The sequence below is a fragment of the Christiangramia oceanisediminis genome (assembly GCF_022570735.2).
GTDB lineage: Bacteria > Bacteroidota > Bacteroidia > Flavobacteriales > Flavobacteriaceae > Christiangramia > Christiangramia oceanisediminis.
Window position 1 is genome coordinate 496,049 of the sequence record NZ_JANCNS010000002.1, and the last position, 16,219, is coordinate 512,267.

A 16,219-nucleotide genomic window follows, 5' to 3' on the forward strand; every position below is an offset into this window, starting at 1 on the left:
GAATCCTTAAAATTGCTGATTTAATGCGAAAAGAGATCAAGTTGATTTCTATGAAAAAAAGTATGATTTTTTTGTTCCTGGTCTGTAATCTATCGGTCCATTCTCAAAACGAAAAAACCCTGGACACGGTGGCAGTAAGGATTCTGGATCGTATGGCCGATTTCATTGGCGGTTTAAATGCGGTTAGTTTTACCGCTACTATAGCGCAGGATGTCGAAGATAGCAAATATGGTCTTGTGAAGGAGTTTTCGGAGAACCAGGTTTATATGGTAGGGCCGGACAAAATGCATGTTCAGGTAGATGGAACCTACGGGCATAAGGGCTATTGGTATAATGGGGAATCCCTTGTGTATTACTCCTTTGATGAAAATAACTACTCGGTTGTGGATGCTCCTGGTGATATCGTAAGTATGATGGACAGCATCCATAGAAATTTTGAAATAGAATTCCCCGCTGCCGATGTTTTTTTTCCTGATTTCGTGGACCTTCTTCTAGAGAGTTTCGATCATATTGAATACCTGGGTGAAAAGGAGGTAGACGGTCTTAAGTGCTTTCATATTATGGCGGTAAATGAATCGTCGAATGTGCAATTATGGATATCTAACGATGCCTTTTTTCTTCCGCAGCGATTTTTGATCGTTCATAAAGATGAGGATTACAAACAATACCTGGTAAATTTCACCAACTGGGAGGTCAATCCTGGACTTCCAGTCGAGATGTTTTCCTTTGAGCCACCGCCAAATGCGAAGAATATAGCTATTATGGCAACAAAAAGCTTTTAGACCACAGAATTAAATCTAAATCCAGATGAAGACTTTATTTTCTTTTCGAATTCCATATATGGTCCTGATTATTTCCGTATTATTTTTCATTTTTCCGGTTGAAAACCTGGAGGCCCAGCGTATAAACAGAGGTGGAAGGCCTCAAATGTCAAGGCCTGCCGCAAGACCTGCAGCGAGACCAGCGCCTTCCAGACCTGCAAGAAATGTAAATACCCGAAATATGACCAGGCCTACAAACAGGTCTATCAATGGCGGCCATGTTAAAGCCAGTAATAACCGAATGCCTTCCAGGGATATCAGCCGGGATAAAAAACTGGATAGGTCTGAAGTGAAACGTCCACCAAACACCAGGCCCAGCACTGGCAGGGAAAACATAAGCAAAGAGAGACCTGGAGATCGTAACCCAGGTGATCGGAATCCGGGAGACAGGAATCCGGGAGACAGGAATCCCGGAGGTCGGGACAAGATCGATATCGATAATAGCCGGGATAATATAAATATTAATATAGACAACAGCCGGGATATCAATATAAGGAATACCCAGGTAAGACGTAGTTCGAGGGTTTATATCAGGCCTCCATATATCTTTGGCGGATTTCGGTTTTATACTTACTGGCCTTATTATTATCATCCATTCAGACCATTCTACTGGGGGCCTTACTGGCATCCATGGGGTTATTTCGTTACCAGTTTAGCAACCACGGCAATTATCGTTAGTATTGAAAATCAGCGTTACCATTATGACCGTGGAACCTATTATGTTGAAGAAGATAATGGCTACAGAGTGGTGCAGGCACCTGTTGGGGCCGAAGTTAAGGAGTTACCTGCTGAAGCACAGACAGTACAGGTTAATGAAACCACCAATAACTATTATTACGGTGGTGCCTATTACGAAAAGGATGGGGAAGTCTATAAGGTGGTTCCTCCAACTGCTGGCACCATTGTACCCAATTTGCCTGAAGGCGGCGAAGAAGTTAGGATAGGGGACCAGACATTTGTTAAGTATGGGGAAACCTATTATCAGCCAGTACAGGTAGATAGCAAGAATATGTATGAAGTTGTAGATGTAAGGGAAGAAGAATAAAAAAGCCTCCCGGCAGGAGGCTTACTTATCTATTCGCTTGCCATGTTCAAAATACTCATTTCTTCATCGCTTAGTTCCAGTTTCATCGCATGTTCGAAAGACTTTAAATGTTCCTTTTTAGAAACGCTGGCAATAGGCGCTGTTATCCCCGGCCTTTGCATGATCCAACGCAATGCTATTGCTGCCTGCGGCAGATTGCGTTGTTCTGAAATATCCTTCAGGGCAGTTAAGATTTTTTTACCTCTATCGTCAAAATAATCCTTTAAAAACATCTCCCTGTCGGTTCCTTTTACATCATCTATCGATTCATATTTTCCTGTTAGAAACCCGCTGGCCAGTGAAAAATAACTTGCCACTCCCAGGTTGTTTTCCATACAGATCTCTCTAATACCATTTTCGAACTTCTCCCTTTGTGCGAGACTATACTCTGGCTGAAAAACTTCATACTTAGGGAGATTATTATTCTGAGCAGCATCGATAGACTCCTTAAGTCGGTCTGCTGAAAGATTAGAAGCACCAATATAACGAACTTTTCCTTCCTTTATCAATTGTTCATAAGCACCCAGGGTTTCTTCAACAGGGGTTTTATTATCGTCCCAATGCGTATAGTAAAGATCTATATGATCGGTTTTAAGCCTTTGTAAGGAGTCTTCTACCGCTTTTAGGATATGTTGCCTGGAAATGTTCTTATCGCCTCCCTGCTGCATACTGGAACCTACCTTGGTTGCAATGATCAGGTTGTCTGGTTTACCGCGCTTCTGAAAATAGTTTCCAAGGATTCGTTCTGATTCTCCACCCGAATTTCCATCTGCCCATCGAGAGTAAACATCGGCTGAATCGATATGGTTAATGCCCATGTCGAGTATCCTATCCAGCAGGTCAAAAGAGTCCTTTTCGTTCACTGTCCAACCAAACACATTTCCGCCGAAGATTATAGGAGAAGTTTTAAGGCTGGTATTTCCTAGCTTTTTCATAGTTACATTTTTCATTAAAATACTAAAACCTGAAAAGCTCTAAATTGATTAGCTAAATTTTAACTTTATTTAAAGGCTTTTCATTATCTAAACCAGTAAACCCAGATCTGTTTTATAAAGTTAGGTTAATACAGCCAATGTTGATTCCCAATAACTTGCTGCTGCATGGGTAAATTTTTAAATTAATGGAAAACCAATCAATTTGAATATGGACGAGATTATTGAACACCCAGACCAGGGTGCTAGAAATGAAGAAAAGGAGATCGTTATCATCAGCGGAAGTAGTGGTCTTGTTGGATTTCCATTAATTGAGAAACTGGCAAAAAACTACAGGGTGGTTGGCCTTGATAGGTTAGGTCCACCGTATCCACCTCTGCAAGCCGAGTGCGTTAATTTTGATATTACCGATGAAAAGGCTATCGATGCTGCTATGGAAAGAATCCGTTATGGCTATGGAAGTAAGATCGCATCGGTAATTCACCTTGCAGCCTTCTATAGCTTCAATACCAAAGAAAGTCCTGGTTACGAAGAGATCAATATTAAGGGTACCAGGAAGTTTCTTAGTCAATTACAGGACTTTGAAGTAGACCAGTTCATTTACGCCAGTTCCAATTTGATCTATAAACCTACGGAACCCGGAAAGAAGATCCATGAGGACTGTCCAGTCGAAGCTAATTGGGGTTATCCCGAATCAAAAATTCAGACCGAAGATCTCATCAGGGAGAACAATAAAGATATCGATACGGTTTTTTTAAGGATTGCCGGTATCTATGATGAACATTGTCACTCCATTCCTATAAGTCAGCAAATTAAACGTATTTACGAAAAAGAGCTGGTAAGCCATTTTTATTCAGGTGAACTTGATCATGGAAATGTTTTTGTACATCTGGATGATGTATTAAATGCCATCCTCAAAACGGTAGACCGGAGAAAAGATCTTCCGGGTGAGATTCCTATCAATATTGGCGAACCCAGTTCACCTACTTATCAGGATCTACAGGATGTGATTGGAAAGCATATCCATGGAGAGGAATGGGAAACTTACGAAATGCCAAAATCCATTGCTAAAGCTGGAGCCTGGACACAAAATCTTATGGGCGATCCTTTTATAAAACCATGGATGATAGACCGGGCAGATGATCATTATGAACTTGACATTAGTAGGGCTAAAAAAGTTTTAGATTGGGAACCTTCTCATAGGGTGTTGGATACCATACCTGAAATGATCCAGAATTTGAAGAGAGATCCCAAAAAATGGTACAAAGAAAATGATCTCGATTATGGCGGATAAAAAAAATCTGATTCCTCCAGGCTGGGATTATAATCCGGCAGCGTGGTCTGAAAGGATTCCTATTGTGATCCTGGCAATGATCGGTTTTTTTATTGCCGGTTATCTATCACTGTATCAGTTCGAGTTAATAGACAGTGTATGGGAACCCTTTTTTGGAGATGGTAGTATCACCATCCTTAATTCCAAAGTTTCTCATGTGCTACCAATTCCTGATGCAGCACTGGGAGCCTTTGGCTATTTACTTGATGCTGTAACCGGGGTAATAGGTGGTACCGGTCGATGGAAAAAAATGCCGTGGATAGTAATCGTATTCGGCCTGGCAGTTGGACCACTTGGTTTTGTGAGTGTTATGCTGGTAGTCTTCCAGCCGGTTTTATTTTCGGCCTGGTGTACTTTATGCCTGGCATCTGCGGTTATCTCTATCGCGATGATAGGACCGGCCATGGACGAGATGCTGGCCAGTCTTCAATTCATGAAAAGAGCCCGTAAAGCCGGAGCTTCAACCTGGAAAGTTTTCTGGGGTTCATCTTCTGAAATCCAAAAAGTAGAATAAAATGTGGGCAAGAATAATCAATACATTATTAGGATTGTGGTTAATGATTGCTCCAGGCATTTTAAATTATCCTAAAAGTGCCGCAGACAGTGGTCATATTGCCGGGCCAATTATCATTACATTCTCTGTAGTGGCCATTTGGGAAGCGACCAGGGGAGTTCGAAAATGGAATATTCCAGTTGGTATCTGGCTTCTGGTAGCGCCCTGGATTCTTGGATATGAAACTACCGTTGCGATCATTAGCGATATGAGCGTTGGGGTTCTAGTTCTTATTTTGTCTTCTATAAAAGGTGAAGTGAAAAAGGGCTACGGCGGAGGCTGGTCAGCATTATGGAAAGATTAAAGCTTTACTTCTATTATCTATGCCCAAATTTTCTGATAAATGAATATCACCTGGAAATAAGCTGAGAACCTGATATTTATCATGGCCTGATTAAGCTATTTGAACTTACTTTATTTCAGATAAACAGAAAGGAGACCTGGTAAGTGTTTTTAAGATTATATCTTATTTGTAATAACTTGTTTTACAGCTTTTTGAGTAGTCTGTCTTTCTGTTTATCTTTAATACTTTAATTGGTCAGGATGTGACTGGAAGTTCCAACAGGATAGGGGCGTTTTTCGAGGAAGCCGGGGAGCTGGTATTATTTACCGGCCGATTCTTTGCGGAAGTATTTAAACCTCCTTTTGAATTTAAAGAATTGCTCAGGCAATGTTACCAAATGGGAAACAGGTCTTTTTTACTTGTTGGGGTTACCGGTTTTATTCTCGGATTGGTATTCACCCTTCAGTCCAGGCCTACCTTAATGCAATTTGGAGCTGAATCGTGGATGCCTTCTATGGTGAGTATTTCCATTGTACGGGAAATTGGCCCGGTGATAATCGCCCTCATATGTGCCGGGAAAATAGGATCAGGGATTGGAGCCGAGCTTGGTTCGATGCGGGTAACCGAACAGATCGATGCCATGGAGGTTTCTGGAACAAATCCCTTTAAATACCTTGTTGTAACGCGCATTGTTGCTACTACGCTTATGATACCTTTACTCGTCATTTTAGGAGATTCCATCGCCTTACTGGGATCGGCGATTATAGAAAACCTTAAAGGTGAAGTCTCATTTCTTCTTTATTTCAACCAGGTATTTGACGCCCTCAAATTTTCAGATCTGATACCAGCTACTATCAAAACCTTCTTTTTTGGTTTTGCCATTGGACTTGTGGGCTGTTATAAAGGCTATAACTGTTCAAAAGGAACCGTAGGAGTTGGGGAAGCCTCGAATGAAGCGGTTGTATACACTTCTATGCTATTATTTGTGATTGACTTTATAGCGGTCTTCGTGGCCGATATTTATTATGGCTGATGAGAACTTCGAAAAATATATCGCCCATCCTGGAAATAAGGGACCTAAAAAAATCTTTCGGGGATAAGGATGTTCTTAATGGTTTTAATTTGAAATTATTCGAAGGAGAGAACCTGGTGGTGATGGGAAAATCGGGTTCCGGGAAGTCGGTCATGGTTAAATGCCTGGTTGGCCTGATACAGGCCGATAGTGGGATCATCAGGATCAAGGAACAGGATATCGAAGTATTAGGAAGGGCAGAACTGGATCTGCTTCGAACCCATATAGGCTTTTTGTTCCAGGGCAGTGCTCTCTATGATTCGATGACAGTGCGGGAGAATCTTGAATTTCCATTAAGAAGACATAAAAAGCAGCTGAAAATGGAAGAAGATACCGAAAGCCTTGTTCTGGAGGCACTTAAAAATGTAGGCCTTGAACATACTCTCGATTCAATGCCCTCTGAGCTCTCCGGCGGTATGCAGCGACGAGTGGCCCTGGCCCGCGCCTTGATCCTGAAGCCTGAGATCATTCTTTATGATGAACCTACCACGGGGTTAGACCCTATTACCTCTAAGGAAATCATTCAGCTAATGAGAAACATACAGGAGACCTACAATACGTCCTCTCTTATAATCACCCATGATGTTGATTGTGCGAGGGTGATCTCGAACAGGATGATCCTCCTGGTAGATGGGATCAATTATGCCGAAGGCAGCTTCGAGGAATTGGCTAAATCCCAGGACCCGAAGGTTCAGGCCTTTTTTAAAACCTAAAGACATGGAAAAATCGACTTCACAAAAAATAAAATTAGGAGTTTTTGTAAGCCTGGGATCAATATTACTCATCGCGGCACTGTATTTTATTGGGAACAGGCAACATCTATTCACCAGAAACATGGCTGTTTTTGCAGAATTTGAGAACGTAAACGGCCTTCAAATTGGTAACAATGTGCGTTACTCGGGAATTAACGTGGGTACAGTGAGTAAAATAGAGATGATAGGAGACTCAAGGATCATTGTTCAAATGATGGTGGAAGAAAACACGGCTCGTTTCATTAAAAGAGATGCTATCGCATCGATTGGTTCAGATGGGCTCGTTGGAAGTATGGTAGTAAATATTTTACCCGGCCAGGAAGATCTTAAGGCCATTAGCGCAGGCGACACCATTAAAACTTATAGTAGAATAGGAGCCGATGATATGCTTTCCACACTAAACGTTACCAATGAGAATGCCGCTTTGCTCACTTCAGACCTACTGAAGATCACAGAAAAGATACTGGAAGCCAGGGGAACCCTTGGTGTGCTGGTAAGCGATACCACGCTGGCCAGGGATATCCAGGTAACCCTTGCGAATCTAAAGGAAACCAGCGCACAAACGAGCAGGGCGATGAGAAAAATCAATACCGAGCTTGCCAGGATCAATATTCAGGAGAGTGTGGCTGGAACTTTATTAAGTGATACCCTTTCAGGAGATCGTATCGAAAATGTGATCAGGAACCTGGATTCTGCCAGTTCACAGATCATAGATATCACAGCCCGGGTGAATTCAATGATCACCGAAATCAAAGAAGGTGAAGGCGCGCTTAATTATCTTAGCCAGAATAGGGAACTGGTTGAGAATATTGATACCACGATGCTAAATATTAAGCAATCTTCAGTAAAACTGAACGAAAACATGGAAGCCCTCAGGCATAACTGGCTTTTCCGCGGTTATTTCAGAAAACTGGAGAGACAGCAACGAAAAAATGCCGGTAATTAAAGATAGTTTAACAGCTATTGCCTTATTCTTAACTTTCTGCGGAAGCTTAATTCCTTAACTTGGGATTAACCATAAAATACAGATGATGAGAATTGCACTTATTTGCCTATTATTTCCATTTATAGTGAATTCACAAAAGCTTGCCGAAAAATTCACTTTATCACCCGCCGGATTTGAAGATTCTGTAGTGAGGGAATATCCAGGTAAAACCGATTCACAGCTATTCCTGGCGGCTAAGATGTGGGCTGAATTCACCATTTCCAACACCCAGGAAGCGAGAACAAGAGAGATTAAAGATCAGTATTTGGAATACCAGGTTTTCGTGCCCCAGGCATTCACGATCGAAGATAATGGTAGTTCGTTCACCTGGGATGCCATGTTTGATGTGGCTTTTAGGTTCGAAAATGAAAAAATTAGATACGACGTAGAGATCGTAGAGCTTTCCAGCCCAGATGCACCAGCATTCCAGATTGTTGGTGGAACCGATGACTGGGCATTTTATTCCGATGTTAATTCAGAACCCTACCCGCTGACCTCAAATGCGAGAAAAGTGATGGAAGATATCGTAAATGATTTTATACGTGGCGTTTCAGCCTATGTGAACAGAGATGCTGAAGTTCCCGAAAAGGACTAAGATTAAATATCATAAAAATGGATATCCCGGACCTGTACCGGGATTTTTTTTGTCTGTTTCCGAATTGCCTGAAAACTGAGTTTCATCATATTTTAATCGCATACCATGAATTAAATTAGTTTTGAAATTCTAAGATCATGAAAAAAATTCTGTTACCTACCGATTTCACACCAGTTGCCGATTATGCACTGAAATATGCTGCGAACCTGGCCAGTATGTTCGATGCCGAGATCATCGCACTATACATGATAAAAAGAGAGGATGCATTCCTTAGCCGTAAGGAAGCCATGGAATTATATGAAAATATCGATTATCATAAACGCATAAATGAGTCTTTCGACAAATTCCTGGATAAAGATTTCCTTTCCGGGATAAAGGTTAAAACCGAGATCAGGAGACAGGTTGAATTTGATAAAATTGGAGCTCTTTCTGATATACTTGATTTTGATGCGATCGTTATGGGTACTCACGGTGCTCACGGCCTTGAGGGAATGTTTATTGGTTCAAATGCAGAAAAGGTGGTGAGATCTGCCGGGGTTCCTGTTTTTGTAGTGAAAAAAACGCAGCCATATTTTAACCTGAAAAAAGTGATCATGGCCTGCGACCTGAATACCGATATGATCCCGGCCTTTAAGAAAGCCGATGAATTCCTCAAAGATCACTCTTTGCATTATGACCTTATTTATGTGAACACACCTGAAGATTTTATGAGTACCGGTTTAATGGAAAATGATGTTGATAAATTCTTTGAGGAGCAGGGAATGAAAAGGGATGAGTTCAAGAATAAGATAGTCTTTTATAATGATTTTAATATAGAGGCTGGGATTTACAATTATGCCGAAAAGGTTAAGGCCGATCTAATCGTGATGCCAACCCATGGTAGAAAGGGACTGTCCAGGATCATTTTCAATAGTCTCGGGGAAAAAATGGCAAATCATTCAGACATTCCGGTTCTTACCGTCAAAGCATGATAGATCAACCTAAATATATTCTCAATCTTTGAAAAGCTGGTCCAGTTTTGAAAGGATGATCAGTTCAGATTTATTCACATCTGCATAAGAGTGAGCTATTTTGGAAGCGGTTTTCATAATAAGGTCTTTACGTTCGGGGGTGAACAGGGACCTGTTATCTAAATAGTAATCCTTGAATGTGTTAAAACTTTCTTCGGCAGCAGTGTTCTTATACTCCAGCCAGTCGAATACCACTTCCATTTGATGGATAACATCAGACCCAAAATGATCTTTATAGGCTTCGGTTGCCTTCCATTTTTTGAGGATAAGTTCCTTAAGGGTCTTTATTTCTTTTGGGTGCACAACTTTATCGGCAGCCGCCACCGAATAAAAAAGTGCTCCAAGCTTTTGATAAAATCGGTCTTTTAAATCGTCTTCTAACTTCAAAACATATCATTTTCATAAAGATAGTCAAGAGTTTTGAAAACTTACTCAAATGGAATCGAAAAATAATAGTAAGTTGCTGTTTCTTAGAATGTTATAATTTTATTGTCTAGTTTCATTATTTAAAGAGTGATAAATCCTTCCGTATAAAAATCATTAGAAAAATGATTCAAAATGCGTATTCGGTAAAAATTGATGAATTATTAAACCGCCTTGGAACCCGGGCTGATTCCGGTTTAAGTTCTGAAGAAGCTGCTTCGCGCCTAAAAAAATATGGCGCCAATCTCCTGAGTCAGAAAAGACCGAGGAGTGCCTGGAAAATTTTTTTCGAGCAGTTTTTGAACCCCATTGTGTACATTTTACTGGGAGCAATGATACTTGCCTTTCTTTTTAGCGAGACGATTGAAGGCATCGCAATATTGCTGGTTGTCATAATCAATTCGATTATAGGTTTCGCAATGGAATACCAGGCGGTGAAATCGTTCGATGCCCTTAATAAGATGGTTCAAACTAACTCAAGAATAATCAGGAATGGGCAAGAAATTAGTCTTCCATCCAGTCAGGTGGTTCCCGGGGATATTCTTTTGATCAAGGAAGGTGAGGTAATTCCGGCCGATGCAAGGATAATTGATCAACAAAGTTTGCTTGTAAAAGAATCAATGTTAACCGGAGAAAGTGATGAGGTCGTTAAAAATGGTGGAATTTTATCAGGAGAAGTTAGAATAACCGATCAAAGTAATATGGTTTTTAATGGCACGATGGTATCCCGCGGTAATGCAAAGGTAATCGTTTGCCTTACGGGAGATAAGACCGCGATTGGAGAGATTAGCGAAATAAGCCGTAGTGCCCGCAAAAAAAGAGCGCCGCTTCAAAAAAAGCTCATCAGACTCACTAACTGGCTCATTATACTTACCCTGTCACTTTCGGCCATAATAGTGCTTACCGGTCTTTTTTCAGAAAATGATCTTGAACTTATGTTCAAAACCGGTATTGCACTGGCAGTTGCCGCGATTCCAGAAGGATTGCCAGTAGTGGCCACTCTTACCCTGGCTAGGGGAATGGTAAAACTTTCCAAAAGAAATATTGTGATCAAAAAGCTGGAGTCTGTTCAAACTCTTGGAGAAACCAATACCATTTGTACCGATAAGACCGGAACGCTTACCGAAAATGATATGCAGCTCAAAGTTATTCAGTTCCATGATGAAAAATTGGAGCTTACAAACCAGGATATCCCAGGTTTGGCAAGATCCCACGATTCGATGGCTGAATTTCTAAAGATTGCGGTCCTTTGTAATAATTCGAATCCATCTGGATCTAACCAGAACGGGGATGCACTGGAAAACGCATTGATGGGATTCGCACATGAAACCAATATAGATTTAATCAAAATCATCAATGAACATCCCGAGGTTAAGGAATTTCCCTTCGATGTTTCAACCAAACTTATGGCGACCGTCAATAAGGAGGGAGACCGGTTTAGTATTAACCTTAAAGGCGCACCCGAAAGTATATTCGAAAGATGCCGGTATGTTCTCGTAAACGGACAGATCCAGGAATTTCAGGATTCTGCGAAATGGCTTGAAAAGGTTGAAGACCTGGCTTCCGATGGGTTAAAGGTTCTGGCTTTTGCCAGTAAACATATGGATACTCTGCCAGGAGAAACTGAATTTAGTCAGGATCTGGTATTAATCGCTATTGCCGGATTCCTGGATCCACCCAGGGAGGATGTGGCTGAGGCTATTCAGGTCTATAATAAGGCTGGTATTTCGGTAAAGATGATAACCGGCGACCACCGTGGAACTGCTATTAATATTGCAAAAGCCACTGGAATTGTTGCTGCAGACCAGATTGAAAATTTAAGCTTTCTGGGGACCGACTTAAAAGACTTCAAAAACCTTGATGAGGAAAAGAAAAAGCGTGTATTGGAGGCCCGGGTATTTGCGAGAATGCTGCCAGCCCAGAAACTGGAACTGGTAAAATTTCTGCAGGAAAATGAAGGTGTGGTTGGCATGCTGGGGGATGGGGTTAACGATGCTCCTGCACTCAGCGAAGCAGATATCGGGATCGCCATGGGAATTAGAGGAACCGAAGCAGCCAGGGAAGTGGCAGATGTAATCCTGCTTGATGATAAATTTGTAGCGATTAAACTAGCCATTCAACAGGGGAGGGCTATTTTTGAAAATATCAGGTATTTCGTGATATTTTTAATCTCCTGTAACCTGGCCGAGGTGATTTCGGTTGCGGCGGCTAGTTTTACCAAACTACCATTACCATTACTGCCATTGCAAATTTTATATCTCAATTTGATTACCGATATATTTCCTGCGCTTGCCCTGGGCTTGGGGAAGGGGAGTAGTGGGATCATGAAAATGCCTCCAAGGCCACCGGATGAACAGATCATCACCCAAAAACACTGGATTGCTACTATCATATATGGTACTTCGGTCACTATCGCAGTAATTGGAGCTGTGATCTATTCCCATTTTTATTTAAAACTAGAGTACACAGCGGTTAATAATATCGCTTTCAATACGCTTGTTCTGGCCCAGTTATTAAACATTTTTAATTTGCCTTCCAGGAAAGTCTCATTTTTAAAAAATGAGGTTACCAAAAATAAGTGGGTATGGATTTCCATTGCAGTCTCTTTATTTATAACTTATTTGGGGTATGCCATTCCTTTCCTCAGCGAAGCGCTCTCATTGAAGGTTTTAAAATCAGAACATTTAGTTATTGCTCTTCTATTCTCAACATTTTCACTAGTATTATCTCAAATCCTCAAGCGAATAGGTTTGATCAAAATATAGCTAATAAAATAACCTTTCAGGGCCTGAACCTGGCGGTATGTCCTGTACTTGAATAAAAATTATGAGAATAGAATCGTTGGATCAACGAGGAAGTGTACCCGATATAGATCTTATCGAATTTTTCAGAATACAGTACATAAGTAACAAATTCTTCCATAAAAAAATCCCTACAAAAATGCAGGGATTTTTTATTGTAGCGAGACCGAGATTTGAACTCGGGACCTCCGGGTTATGAAAATATTCTGCTAGAAGTTAAATCTATCTAAAACACCTGAAAATCAATTAGTTAATGTTGTTTTGATAAATTTTGATATTATATAATATGGCCTAAAATCAACCGATTCTGTACTTATTCTGTACTAGTTTTTAGGTGTAAATTATTATATTACAGGGTTTTAAATCCTAACTGTATGGCAAATTTAAAGATTGTTTTGAGGAAAAACATGAAAAAGAAGGATGGAAGGATACCTCTGGCCTTAAGAATTAGCGAAAATTATAAAACGAATTATGTTTGGCTGGGACATTCTGTATTTGAAAAAGATTGGGATAACGTTGCTTGTAAGGTTAAAAAGACTCATCCAAACTTTAAGCAGTTAAATAACTTTTTGATGAAAAGGATGATTGAAGTCAATGATATCTATTTCAATGCAGAGAAAAAAATTACGCCAAGGCAAATAAAACAAAAATTAAAAGGGCCAGATGGCTCTAAATCTTTCTTTACTGTTGCCACTGAACATATTCAAAGTAAATATGACACGGGAGTTTTTTCAGTTGCTAAAGCGCAGTTATCAATACTATATAATATTGAAGAATTTATACAACTAAAGAATTCGAGAAGTAAGGCAAAAATCATCCAAGAAATTAAACAAAGACGGTTAAAGCGAGTGAGCGAGGCAAGAAGATCTAAATATCACTGGATGGATGGCGTTGCATATTTTAAAAAAAATGATAACCTAAGATTCAGGGATATTGACGAATCTTTTATTAGAAAATATAAGACATTTTGTTCTTCTTACCTGAATCATAAACCAAGGACAATAACCAATCAGCTTATTTTCATTAGAACTCTTTATAATATTGCAATTAAAGAAGGAGTAATTGCCCAGAAATATTATCCTTTTGCTGGTGAGAAAGAGAAAATTAGAATATCCTCAGGTAATAAAATTGGATTGAATGTAGAAGAAATTGAGAAGATAGAATCACTCGAATTAGAGAAGTACAGAACTATATGGCATACTCACAACATATGGTTGTTTTCTTTTTATTTTGCCGGGATGCGAATCTCAGATGTAATTAAATTAAAATGGTCTGATTTCAAGGATAACCGTTTATACTATGTCATGGAAAAAAATGGTAAGCCTTTAAGTTTAAAAATTCCTGATAAAGCTAGGATTATAATTGATTACTATCGCCCAGATAAGAAATTAAATAACGGATATTTATTCCCTTTTTTACGGGAAGTAGATCAAACCCAAGCTGAACGAATTTATACAAGGACAAAGAGCACCACTAAACTTCTCAATAAATATTTAAAAAGAATAGCTAAACTCTGTGGCATTGATAAAACATTATCGAATCATATAGCCCGTCATAGCTTTGGAAATATTGCAGGTGATAGAATTCACCCTTTAATGCTGCAAAAATTATATAGACATAGTGATTTAAAAACCACTTTAAATTATCAGGCAAATTTTATTCATCGTGATGCTGATGAAGCTCTGGATAGTGTTATTAACTTTTAATTTGAGATTATCTTTCTTAAGTTTAATCTTATGATAATCCTTACATTATGTTATCTTTACTTGATTTCTTATATAAAATCTAAGCTTTAATTTTGACACCGGATATTTTTCACCATCATTTAAAAATTTTAATATCCTGAATAGAATGGCTCGATACGGCATGAACTTAGACCAAATTTTATTTAGTTCTCTATCAAAATAATTGAATGCCTTAATTTTTCGGCCTATTTAACTAACCAAAAATACCTATATGGAAATTTATCTAATTATCGGAATAATCCTGTATGTCGCCATAGTTCTGGATATTCTGCAAACCACTTTATCCATGCAGGGTGGGGGTTGGCTTACCAGCCGTTTTTCACATTTTTTCTGGAAGTTTTTATTGCTGATTTCTGGCAGGAACGGTAATTCTAAATTGCTGGCCCATGCGGGTTATTTTCTACTAATTTCTATTGTGCTAATCTGGGTATTCTTTTTATGGGCGAGCATGGTTTTTATACTTTATTCTTCTCCTGGCTCTATTATAGATAGTACCACAAAAATTCCGGCCGGTTTCTGGCAAATTACGTATTATAGTGGATTTACGGTTTCAACTTTAGGAATGGGGGATTATGTAGCCTCCACCGATCTTTGGAGGGTACTTACCACTATATATTCCTTTACAGGGCTTATTCTCCTCACCATGTCTGTCACCTATTTTATTCCGGTCCTTTCAGCAGTCATAGACCAGCGTAAACTTGGCATAAGTTTAAGTACACTGGGAAGCAGTCCCGAAGAAATTGTAATGAGTGCCTGGAATGGTGAAAATTTCGATCGGCTAACAGGTAAAATTGATGAAATTTCAGACTCCATAATCAAATATAGCCAGCAACACCGGGCTTACCCGGTAATTCACTATTTTCATAATAATAAAGGGAAAAATGCGATTATTCTGCAACTGGCAAGGCTTTATGAAGCTTTGTTGATTATTTCAGATCAAATTAAAGAGGAATTCAGACCTGATTCTAAAGACATAAAACCACTAATAGTAGCTTATGATAATTATTTTGAAGTAATCGCCGAGGTAACCCACATGAGGCTCTTACCTTCGGGCCCTCCGGCTTCAACTACTCATAGGCTTTTAGAAAAGGAACTTATACTGGAGAATTTTGATACGGATGGGTTTTCAGCAAAGGTGAGCAAAAATCGTCTATTTTTCAAAACTTTAGTGCGTCAGGAAGGATGGAATTGGGAACATGTAGACACAAAATATTCTTAATTATTTTACATCTAAGTTAAAATAATTTAAAACAGAAAGACCTTAGCATAATTTTAAAAGTAATTTTTAATGTGCATGCTTAATTTTATGTAGAATCAAAAAATTTAATAAATTATGAGAAATGAAAAACTAATTAAAGCCCTTGGAAATTGTATTAACCATTGTAATTTTTGTGCAGATGCCTGTCTTGATGAAGATGATGTAAAGATGATGGTAGATTGTATTCGTATAGACCATGTTTGTGCTGAAGCCTGTTCTGCCTTAAGTCAAATTTTAGCAACCAGTTATAAAGATGTACAGGGGTTAGTTGATTATTGCAAAAAAGTATGCGAAAAATGTGCTCAGGAATGTGATAAACATGATGCACAGCACTGTAAGGATTGTGCGAAAGCATGTCGCGAATGTGCAGAAGCTTGTGCTACTTTTAAAGCTTAAAGATTTAAATCAAGTTTTGTTAAAAACCCGGCCACGTCCGGGTTTTTTTGAAAAAATTTGGAAGGTGACAGTGAAGTTGGTGTGACGATCCTGATGTGAAGCATATGAATTTAAATCCCATAAAAGAGATAGGGTAGATGGACGAAGTATAAAATTTATAGTATAATATAAGGCAT

Annotated in this window: 17 protein-coding genes; 14 read left to right on the top strand and 3 right to left on the bottom strand. The window is 39.4% G+C overall.

The window, feature by feature from the left end:
• Positions 1-50 precede the first annotated feature (50 nt).
• A complete protein-coding gene (locus MKO06_RS09570; protein WP_241551958.1) occupies positions 51-782 on the top strand; it encodes a DUF2092 domain-containing protein in 732 nt (243 codons plus the stop codon).
• A 25-nt stretch (positions 783-807) separates the two neighbouring features.
• Positions 808-1,866 (top strand): DUF6515 family protein, encoded by a 1,059-nt coding sequence (locus MKO06_RS09575; RefSeq protein WP_241551959.1) that lies wholly within the window; start codon positions 808-810, stop codon positions 1,864-1,866.
• 29 nt (positions 1,867-1,895) lie between these two features.
• Here MKO06_RS09575 and MKO06_RS09580 read toward each other — a convergent pair whose 3' ends face one another.
• Complete coding sequence (locus MKO06_RS09580; protein ID WP_241551960.1) at positions 1,896-2,840, bottom strand: aldo/keto reductase; 945 nt, start codon at positions 2,838-2,840, stop codon at positions 1,896-1,898.
• 208 nt (positions 2,841-3,048) lie between these two features.
• On the opposite strand from MKO06_RS09580, the gene MKO06_RS09585 reads away from it, so the two are divergent.
• The 8 genes from MKO06_RS09585 to MKO06_RS09620 all read left to right on the top strand — a co-directional run bounded on the left by MKO06_RS09585 (position 3,049) and on the right by MKO06_RS09620 (position 9,381).
• Positions 3,049-4,131 (top strand): NAD-dependent epimerase/dehydratase family protein, encoded by a 1,083-nt coding sequence (locus tag MKO06_RS09585; RefSeq protein WP_241551961.1) that lies wholly within the window; start codon positions 3,049-3,051, stop codon positions 4,129-4,131.
• Complete coding sequence (locus MKO06_RS09590; protein WP_241551962.1) at positions 4,121-4,684, top strand: vitamin K epoxide reductase family protein; 564 nt, start codon at positions 4,121-4,123, stop codon at positions 4,682-4,684. The genes MKO06_RS09585 and MKO06_RS09590 overlap by 11 nt, the downstream gene beginning before the upstream one ends.
• Position 4,685: 1 nt before the next feature.
• Positions 4,686-5,027: an SPW repeat domain-containing protein gene (locus tag MKO06_RS09595; RefSeq protein ID WP_241551963.1), complete on the top strand. Its 342-nt coding sequence runs from the start codon at positions 4,686-4,688 to the stop codon at positions 5,025-5,027.
• Between the two features lie 241 nt (positions 5,028-5,268).
• A complete protein-coding gene (locus tag MKO06_RS09600) occupies positions 5,269-6,039 on the top strand; it encodes an MlaE family ABC transporter permease (RefSeq protein WP_241551964.1) in 771 nt (256 codons plus the stop codon).
• On the top strand, positions 6,039-6,791 hold the full coding sequence (locus MKO06_RS09605) for an ABC transporter ATP-binding protein (protein ID WP_241551965.1): 753 nt from the start codon (positions 6,039-6,041) through the stop codon (positions 6,789-6,791). Before MKO06_RS09600 ends, MKO06_RS09605 begins: the two co-directional genes overlap by 1 nt.
• A gap of 4 nt (positions 6,792-6,795) precedes the next feature.
• The gene (locus tag MKO06_RS09610) at positions 6,796-7,776 is read left to right on the top strand and encodes an MlaD family protein (RefSeq protein WP_241551966.1); all 981 of its coding nucleotides are present in this window, start codon (positions 6,796-6,798) and stop codon (positions 7,774-7,776) included.
• An 82-nt stretch (positions 7,777-7,858) separates the two neighbouring features.
• A complete protein-coding gene (locus MKO06_RS09615; RefSeq protein ID WP_241551967.1) occupies positions 7,859-8,410 on the top strand; it encodes a hypothetical protein in 552 nt (183 codons plus the stop codon).
• A gap of 137 nt (positions 8,411-8,547) precedes the next feature.
• Complete coding sequence (locus tag MKO06_RS09620; RefSeq protein WP_241551968.1) at positions 8,548-9,381, top strand: universal stress protein; 834 nt, start codon at positions 8,548-8,550, stop codon at positions 9,379-9,381.
• A gap of 21 nt (positions 9,382-9,402) precedes the next feature.
• Here the strand turns inward: MKO06_RS09620 and MKO06_RS09625 are convergent, their stop codons facing one another.
• Positions 9,403-9,807, bottom strand: a complete 405-nt coding sequence (locus MKO06_RS09625) for a hypothetical protein (protein WP_241551969.1) — start codon at positions 9,805-9,807, stop codon at positions 9,403-9,405.
• 161 nt (positions 9,808-9,968) lie between these two features.
• On the opposite strand from MKO06_RS09625, the gene MKO06_RS09630 reads away from it, so the two are divergent.
• Complete coding sequence (locus MKO06_RS09630) at positions 9,969-12,608, top strand: cation-translocating P-type ATPase (protein WP_241551970.1); 2,640 nt, start codon at positions 9,969-9,971, stop codon at positions 12,606-12,608.
• A gap of 16 nt (positions 12,609-12,624) precedes the next feature.
• On the opposite strand, the gene MKO06_RS09635 is transcribed toward MKO06_RS09630, so the two are convergent.
• On the bottom strand, positions 12,625-12,765 hold the full coding sequence (locus MKO06_RS09635; protein ID WP_256946171.1) for a GIY-YIG nuclease family protein: 141 nt from the start codon (positions 12,763-12,765) through the stop codon (positions 12,625-12,627).
• Positions 12,766-13,018: 253 nt separating this feature from the next.
• On the opposite strand from MKO06_RS09635, the gene MKO06_RS09640 reads away from it, so the two are divergent.
• From MKO06_RS09640 to MKO06_RS09650, 3 genes are all read left to right on the top strand, one after another.
• Positions 13,019-14,350 carry a site-specific integrase gene (locus MKO06_RS09640; RefSeq protein WP_241551971.1) on the top strand — a complete coding sequence of 444 codons (1,332 nt, stop codon included), beginning with the start codon at positions 13,019-13,021 and terminating at the stop codon, positions 14,348-14,350.
• Between the two features lie 250 nt (positions 14,351-14,600).
• Positions 14,601-15,608 (top strand): potassium channel family protein, encoded by a 1,008-nt coding sequence (locus MKO06_RS09645; protein WP_083645355.1) that lies wholly within the window; start codon positions 14,601-14,603, stop codon positions 15,606-15,608.
• A 114-nt stretch (positions 15,609-15,722) separates the two neighbouring features.
• Entirely contained in the window at positions 15,723-16,043 is a 321-nt protein-coding gene (locus MKO06_RS09650; RefSeq protein ID WP_083645356.1) for a four-helix bundle copper-binding protein, read from the top strand.
• Positions 16,044-16,219: the final 176 nt, after the last annotated feature.